Below are 7470 nucleotides of genomic sequence, written 5' to 3'. Positions count from 1 at the left end.
ACGGCGCCCGCGGCGTCGTGGGCGTCAGCGCCTGGGTCAGGCGGAGTAGCCCCGGGTGGCGATCCAGTTGGCCAGGTCGATCGTGGTGATCCAGTACGCCGGGTCGGCCGCGTTCGCCGAGTCGGCGATCCGCACGGTCCGGCCGTTGTCCTTGTAGCCCACGACGGCGATGTAGTGCCCACCGCCGTAGGAGTGCCAGCCGCCATTGGTGTCGGTCGCGTCGCCGACGACGTTGGCCACCACGCCCCGGCCGTCGGTGATGGCCTTGACGACGTCGGCCTGGAGGCGGTCCATCTGCGCCGGGCTGGGCGTGCCCGCGAACATCCGGGTCTGGTACGGGGAACCCTTCACCTCGGCGTTGAGCACCCGGGTGGTGTCCTCGGCCGAGTTGGTGCCCATCTCGGTGGTGCCCAGCTCGGCGCCGAGCTCCTCCTGCGTACGGTCGATGCCGGTGGCGCTGAGGGCGTTGCGGGTGGCCGCCGGGCCGCAGTTGTAGTACGTGTTCTGCGCCTCGTAGTCGTAGTCGAGCACCTTGGTCGCGGGCGGCTTCGGCGGCGTCGGCTTACGGGTGAGGTCCGGGTTGCTCGTGGCCTTCGCGGCGGGCGACGCGGCGCTGGTGGCCGGGGCGGCAGTGCTCGGCGCGGCCGAGGGGGACGCGACGCGCGCCTGGTCGCGGGACGCGATGGTGTCGCTGCGCATCTCGGCGACTGTGGTCGCGGTGTGCTCGCTGGCCGGGGCGCCGTCGGCGCCGGCGAGCAGGGCGCCGGTCGTGGTGGCGATCGCGAGGGCCGCGGCGGAGGCCGCGACGATCTGGTACGGGCGCTCGGTCGCGAGGCGACGGAGCTGACGCTGCAGGGTGTGCTTCACGGGGTCCTCCACGGTTCGGGGGGTGAGCGGCACACCGGGCTCGGCCGGTATCCGGGCAGGCGCCAGCGCGCGAACCGTGGTCCGCGGATGGTGAACCGCTCAGGGGAACGCCCGGCGCGGCCGGGCGGGAAAGGCGGCGACCCGGGGGGTCAGCTCACCGTCACAAGGCGGATGAGCGGGGGCGCCGCGACGCCGTGGAGGCGGGGGAACAACCGAGGGGTGGAAAGGTGCTGCACGAGGATGGAACTCCTTCCGTCACCGCCTACCGGGTTAGCTGACGGATTCGGGCGGGAAGATCGCCCTACCGCGGGCCGTGGCTCGCGGATTCACCCCGGACTTACTGTGGGTCCCCGGTTCGTAGATCACGATTGAGCGGGTCGGCACGGCGTCGCCTCCTGCGATCGGTTACCGCACCGGACAGCACGACAGTACTGGCCGGTGCGGACCCTGCCAAGCCACGCCCACCTGCGTAAACATCGTTTGGCGCACCAATTTCTGCGCGTATTGCCGCTGACGTGACTCGATGGGACAACCGGTTCCGGAGGCGCCGACGGGCGACAACCGGACAGGCTGCCGGCAACGCCGCCACAATCGCGCGAACATTGGCCGCCGATGGTGCCGGTCGCCCGATTTCCATCGTCCGTGACGGGCCTCACATAACAGATCGGGCTCAACCGACCCGGGCCGGACGCCAGCGTGTCACGACCGCCGAACGCGACGCCCGGGTCGTCGTACGGCGCGACGGCAGCGGGTTCGGCCACAACCGGACCGCCGCCGCGTACGCCTCCTCGGCGAGCGTGCGTGCCGACTCGGCGGCCAGCTCCGCGTCCCGCCAGGCCGACCGCTCCCGCTCGTCGGCGGCCCGGTGCTCGGCCAGCCTCGCGTCACGGGTCGCCCGGCTGAGCAGCACCTCCTGCTCGACCGGGTGCCGGCGGGGATCCCAGCCGCGCCGGTGCCCGAACACGTCACCGAGCTGAGTCATGGTCAACTCGCCGCGCCAGTGCGCCGCCATCGCGGCACGGTGCAGGTAGCGCTCCCGGGCCGCGTACTCGGCCGGGGTGTGCGGGGTACGTGGGGTCGGCAGCGCCCCGGCGGTGGCGAACCGACGGGCTGCGGTGTCCGCCTCGTCGTACCGGGACCAGGCGGCCTGCGCCTCTTCCTGAGTGATCAGCCAGTCAGCGCGTCGTCGCCGGGCCGTCTGCGCCGCGCGGGCCGCGGCCACGGCCACCTCTTCGGCGTAGCGGCGCAGGTCGGCGAGTTCGGCGGCGGCCACCTCCTGGGCGGTGGGCGGCGGCGGCGTCGGCTCGGAGGCGGCCGAGTCCGGCTCGGGACGAGCGACCAGCACGGCGAGAACGGTCAGCGCCAGCAGGAACAGGGCCGACCAGATGGCGGCGGCCTGGGGCACCTCGGTCAGGAACTGGTAGAAGACGACGGTCTCCATGGTCGGCACCTCGGGAGAATGCGCGTTGCGACGGGGAAGCCGCACGAGGGTCGGTGACCCGCGGGTCGGCTGGTACGGACTGGTGTGTCGACAGGTGCTTTGGCGGGACGCTCGGCTCGGGGCCTCGGCGCTGCGGCGAGGCGGCTCAGCAGCCGGTGCGGTGGTCAGTGGCCGGCGCGGAGGTCAGTGACCCGGTGCGGGTCAGGAGCCGGTGCGCGGTCAGCGACCCGCAGTGATTGGGTGCTCCGGTGGGGCCCGGGGAGCGCGGGCGGCCGGGTTGTCGGCGCGGGGTGACCGCTCGGAGACCGCCCGCCCCGGCGTCACACCGGTCGACGTGGCGACCAGGGTGCGCGAAGTGTCGTGCAGCGCGGGCTGCGGGTCGGCGGACCACGCCGCGGCGGACTCGTCAACGGCGGCGCTGTCGCGGGCTGCCCGCTCCTGGGCGGCGCTGTCGCGGGCGGCGGTCTGGTCGTCGTCGACGATGGACGTCGCGGGCCCGGTGCTGGTCACGGCGGCGGGTCGGTCGGGCGACGCGGGCGGCTCGACGGCGGACGTCGCCGCGGCGGCCGGCGTTGGCGACCCCGGAAGGGCCGTGGTCGCGCCGAGCGCGAGGGCGGCGATGACGGCGAGGCTGGTCAGCACCCGTGTCGCCCAGCGCGCCACCCACCACAGGGGACAGGTGAGCGCGACCGGAAGCACGTCCCCACGCTACCGCCGACGGCGGCCGTGCGCATCGACGCCGGGCGTGTCGGCTCACGCCGCGCCGACCGCGTCCGGCCTGGGCGGATGGGTCAGCGCGAGTCGGCGTACGTCGATCGTTCGTCGGTCCGGCCTGCGCCGGGGGCCCGGTCGTCGGTGTCGCCGGTGCGCTGTGGAGGGACGGCCGACGGCCGCTTCGGGCGGCGCGGCGCGAGCCGGCGCATCATCGGGGTCTCGACGTAGCGGTGCAGCAGCCCGGCGAGCACCAGATTCACCAGCAGGAACCCGAGCACCACCGCAGGGCCGCGCCAGCCCCGGAAGCCGGTCCCCCAGTCGCCGCTGAGCCGCAGCACGCTCGTCATGACCAGCACGTGCACCAGGTAGAAGGCGAAGGAGACCTCGCCGAGCCAGACCAGCGGGCGGGAGCGCCACGGCGAGCGCCGCCCTCGCACGTCCGCGTCGGCGGCAGCGGTGATCACCAGCAGGTACGCGATGGCGAGCAGCGTGGTCCACCACTGGGCGGGGATCCACTGCGCGGCGGTCACCCAGGTGACCACGAAGATCGCGGTGGCCGCCGTCAGCCGCGGCCCGCGCCAGAGGCCGCGCAGCATCAGTTCCGCCGCCACCGCGCCCAGCCAGAACTCCAGCGACCGCACCGGCGGGAAGACCTGGGTGAACCACCAGCGGCTGACCTCGGGCACCAGGTGCTGCGCCGGCCAGAGCGCGAGGATCAGCAGCGGCAGCGCGATGATCAGCGTCCAGAGCACCGACGGCCGGGCGCGGCGCAGCAGGGGCAGCGCCAGCGGCAGGCACAGGTAGAAGAAGAACTCGCAGGACAGCGACCAGCTCACCGTGTTGATGCTGTAGAACCAGCCCGGCCGGGGGTCCCACGCCTGCAACAGCAGCACGTTCTCCAGGGCGGCCGCCGGCAGGACGGGGTCGGCGAACCACCAGGCGACCAGCAGCGCGGCCGCCCACAGCACCAGGTGGTTCGGATAGATCTTCGCGACCCGCCGCCGCCAGAAGGCTGCCCGGGAGTCGCCCGGGCGGGCCGACCAGACCAGCACGAAGCCGCTGAGGATGAAGAAGAACTGCACCCCGGACAGGCCGAGGGTGAACAGCCCGTCGACCACCGCCTTGTAGTCCGGCTCGGCGATGATCCGCATCGTCCCGGCGTGAAAGCCGAAGACGAGCAACGCGGCGATCCACCGCAACCCGGTCAGTGAGGGCAGCCGGGCGACAGCGGGCGCGGGCGGCGCGGCCGGCGCGTCGGTGGTGCTCGTCATGCCGGGGTCCCGACGCTTCGCAGGGTCACCAGCACGTACGTCTCCTCCTCGGCGCGCGGCGTCGGACGGCGCGACGGCGACGCCCGCGACGGCCCGGCAGGACCGCACCGAGGCACCCTACCGGGTCACTCCCGGGTGAACCGGGCCGCCGTTGTTAACCTTCCGCTTCGCGGGTGTTCAGGGATTCCACAGTCCTCGGCCACGTGCGGTTCCGGGGCTGGCCACCCGCGTCGTCAAAGGTGGCGACGTGGTCAATGAGCCGACGCACGCGCCGCTGCTGAGCATCGTCGTGCCCGTCTACGGCGTCGAGGCGTACCTGTACCAGTGCCTCGAGTCGATCCGGGCGGACATCCCAGCGGGTGAGTCGGACGCGGTCGAGCTGATCGCCGTCGACGACGCCTCCCCGGACGGCTGCGGTGCGATGCTGCGGTCCTACGTCGCCGGCCGCGACGGCGTGCGCGTCGTACACCTGAGCAAGAACGTGGGTCTGGGCCTGGCCCGCAACGCGGGCCTCGACGTGGCCACCGGCCGGTACGTCTGGTTCGTCGACAGCGACGACTGGCTGCCGCCGGGCACGATCGGCGCGGTGCTGGACCGGCTGCGCGAGCACCAGCCCGACGTGCTGATGCTGGACCACCTGCGGGTGCACGAGGACGGCCGGCGGGAGGTCGACGCGAGCAGCCACCTGCTGCGCGGGGTACCGGGCGTGGCCCGCCTGGCCGACCAGCCGCAGCTGCTGCGCGTGCAGCACACCGCGTGGAACAAGGTGGTACGCCGAGCCTTCCTCGACGAGCTGGAGCTGCGCTTCTTCCCCGGCTGGTACGAGGACATCCCGTTCAGCCACCCCCTGCTGATCGGCGCGGAGAAGATCTCCGTGCTGGACCGGGTCTGCTACCTGTACCGGCAGGGCCGCCAGGGCGCCATCACCTCCACCCGCAGCGGCCGGCACTTCGACGCGTTCAGCCAGTACGAGCGGCTGATGGACTGGGTCAACCGCCGGTACCCGGACGAGGGCCTGCAGGCCGAGCTGTTCCAGCTGATGATCAACCACTACCTGGTGGTGGTCGGCAACGACGACCGGCTGCACCCGCACCTGCGGCGGGCCTTCTTCCACCGGGTCGCCGAGCACTACCGCCGCTACCTGCCCACCGGCGGCTACCCGATGCCCTCGGGCGTGACCGGGCTCAAGCACCGCCTGGTGGGGCGCGGTGACTGGCTGGCGTACTCGGCGCTGCGGCAGGCGCACCGGGTCGCGGGTCGGTTGCGCCGGCCCGGCCCGGCCGGTGGCGCCGACGCGAGCACCGGGTCGCCGCCGGCCGACGACGACCCTTCCCGACCGGCGGCGCCCGCGAGCACGTCGGACGCCGGGCACACGGCCGCCGAGGTCACCCCGGACCGGTCGGACGCGCTGGCCGGCGGCCGCCTGTCGTGACCCGTCGCACCGCACCGCACGCCGGGAGCCACGTCGGCTCCCGGCGCCGGAGTTTTCCAGGTCGTCAGCCCGTCGGGTGGACGACGACAGCACCACCGCACCCCGGTGCGGGCGTCCCTGAGCAGAGGTCGGAATGACGGCGACGATCAAGATCGGACCGCACGCGGTCGGTGCCGGGGAGCGACCCTTCGTGGTCGCCGAGATGTCCGGTAACCACAACGGCGACCTGGACCGGGCGCTGGCCATCGTCGACGCGGTGGCCGAGAGCGGGGCGCACGCGCTCAAGCTCCAGACGTACCGGCCGGACACGATCACGATCGACGTCGACAGCCCGGCGTTCCGCATCTCCAGCGGCCACGAGCTGTGGGGCGGGGAGAACCTGTACCGCCTCTACGAGCGGGCGCACACTCCGTACGAGTGGCACGCCCCGATCTTCGCCCGGGCCCGCGAGCGGGGGCTGACGGTCTTCTCGTCACCGTTCGACGCGACCGCCGTGGAGCTGCTGGAGTCGTTGGACGCGCCGGCGTACAAGATCGCTTCGTCGGAGCTGGTGGACCTGCCGCTGATCCGGCTGGTGGCCAGCACCGGCAAGCCGATGGTGATCTCGACCGGGATGGCGACGGTGGCCGAGATCGACGCCGCCGTGCGGACCGCCCGCGACGGTGGCGCGGCGGGCATCGTCCTGCTGGCCTGCACCGCGTCCTACCCGGCGCCGCCCGCCGACAGCAACCTGCGCCGCCTGCCGGTGCTGGCCGGCGCGTTCGACGTCCCGGTCGGGCTCTCCGACCACACGCCCGGGATCGGCGTGGCGGTCGCCTCGGTGGCGCTGGGCGCCTGCTTCATCGAGAAGCACGTGACCCTGGACCGGGCCGACGGCGGCGTCGACTCGGACTTCTCGCTGAACCCGGCGGAGCTGACGGCGCTGGTCGCCGAGTCGGGCCGCGCGTACGCGGCGCTGGGCGGCACCGCGATCGGCCCGACCCCTGCGGAGCGGGAGGGGCTGCGGTTCCGCCGTTCGCTGTTCGTGGTCGAGGACGTCCGGGCCGGCGACCCGGTGACGGCACGGAACGTCCGGTCGATCCGGCCGGCCGGTGGGCTGGCTCCGGTGGAGATCGACCGGGTGCTGGGCCGCACCTTCGCCACCGACGTTCCGCGCGGTACCCCGCTCAGCTGGGACCTGATCTGACCGACCCGGCCCGGCTCAGCTCAACCGTGTGGCTGGGCTGAGCTGGCTCCGGTCGAGCCGGGCTGGCAGGACTGAGCTGGCTTGCAGGACTGATGCCGGCGAAGCTGGGCTGACAGCGGCGGGGTTGGGCTGACAGCGGCGGGGCCTGGGCTGACAGCCGCGGGCCTGGGCTGATGCCGGCGGGGTTGGGCCAGGCCGGCCGGCGCCGGGCTGCGCCACACATGGCGAGCGGCCACGATCCGCCGGGCACGACCCTGTTTGCGTCCTGTCGAGCTGCCCCAAAGGTGGGGCATGGCGTGTGCTCCCGGTACTGCCCCATATTCGGGGCAGCTCGACAGGCACCACCGACACCTGCGGCATCACCGCCGCACACCGACAACTGCGGCATCACCGCCGCACACCGACAGCCGCGGCATCACCGCCGTACGCCGACAGCCGCGCGGCAGCACCGGCAAAACACCAAACGGCCGCGACGCCACCGACGCACGCCGACACCTGCGGCGCCACCGGCAAAACACCAACAGCCGCGACGCCACCGACACAGGCCGACAGCTGCGGC

At 73.4% G+C, this 7470-nt stretch carries 6 protein-coding genes and 1 riboswitch; of the genes, 2 read left to right on the top strand and 4 right to left on the bottom strand.

The window, feature by feature from the left end; all coding sequences use genetic code 11:
• Positions 1-36: 36 nt before the first annotated feature.
• The 4 genes from ABZU46_RS04775 to ABZU46_RS04760 form a co-directional block, all read right to left on the bottom strand.
• Positions 37-879: a C39 family peptidase gene (locus ABZU46_RS04775; protein WP_354855116.1), complete on the bottom strand. Its 843-nt coding sequence runs from the start codon at positions 877-879 to the stop codon at positions 37-39.
• Positions 880-1111: 232 nt separating this feature from the next.
• Positions 1112-1252: riboswitch (cyclic di-AMP (ydaO/yuaA leader) on the bottom strand.
• Between the two features lie 285 nt (positions 1253-1537).
• On the bottom strand, positions 1538-2308 hold the full coding sequence (locus ABZU46_RS04770) for a hypothetical protein (RefSeq protein WP_354855115.1): 771 nt from the start codon (positions 2306-2308) through the stop codon (positions 1538-1540).
• A gap of 219 nt (positions 2309-2527) precedes the next feature.
• Complete coding sequence (locus ABZU46_RS04765; RefSeq protein ID WP_354855114.1) at positions 2528-3007, bottom strand: hypothetical protein; 480 nt, start codon at positions 3005-3007, stop codon at positions 2528-2530.
• A 92-nt stretch (positions 3008-3099) separates the two neighbouring features.
• A complete protein-coding gene (locus tag ABZU46_RS04760) occupies positions 3100-4293 on the bottom strand; it encodes an acyltransferase (RefSeq protein ID WP_354855113.1) in 1194 nt (397 codons plus the stop codon).
• A gap of 247 nt (positions 4294-4540) precedes the next feature.
• Here ABZU46_RS04760 and ABZU46_RS04755 point away from each other — a divergent pair, with 247 nt between their 5' ends.
• Both ABZU46_RS04755 and pseI read left to right on the top strand, forming a co-directional pair.
• Positions 4541-5725 (top strand): glycosyltransferase, encoded by a 1185-nt coding sequence (locus ABZU46_RS04755; RefSeq protein WP_354855112.1) that lies wholly within the window; start codon positions 4541-4543, stop codon positions 5723-5725.
• A gap of 133 nt (positions 5726-5858) precedes the next feature.
• Complete coding sequence (pseI, locus tag ABZU46_RS04750) at positions 5859-6911, top strand: pseudaminic acid synthase (RefSeq protein ID WP_354855111.1); 1053 nt, start codon at positions 5859-5861, stop codon at positions 6909-6911.
• Positions 6912-7470 lie beyond the last annotated feature (559 nt).

The sequence above is a fragment of the Micromonospora sp. NPDC005197 genome (genome assembly GCF_040608295.1).
Lineage (GTDB): Bacteria > Actinomycetota > Actinomycetes > Mycobacteriales > Micromonosporaceae > Micromonospora.
This window is presented reverse-complemented; position numbering and strand designations above follow the sequence as displayed.

Bases quoted from the DNA above. Each gene is read 5' to 3' on its own strand.
- ABZU46_RS04770 (WP_354855115.1), bottom strand. From the start codon at position 2,308: ATGGAGACCGTCGTCTTCTACCAGTTCCTGACCGAGGTGCCCCAGGCC.
- ABZU46_RS04760 (WP_354855113.1), bottom strand. From the start codon at position 4,293: ATGACGAGCACCACCGACGCGCCGGCCGCGCCGCCCGCGCCCGCTGTC.
- pseI (WP_354855111.1), top strand. From the start codon at position 5,859: ATGACGGCGACGATCAAGATCGGACCGCACGCGGTCGGTGCCGGGGAG.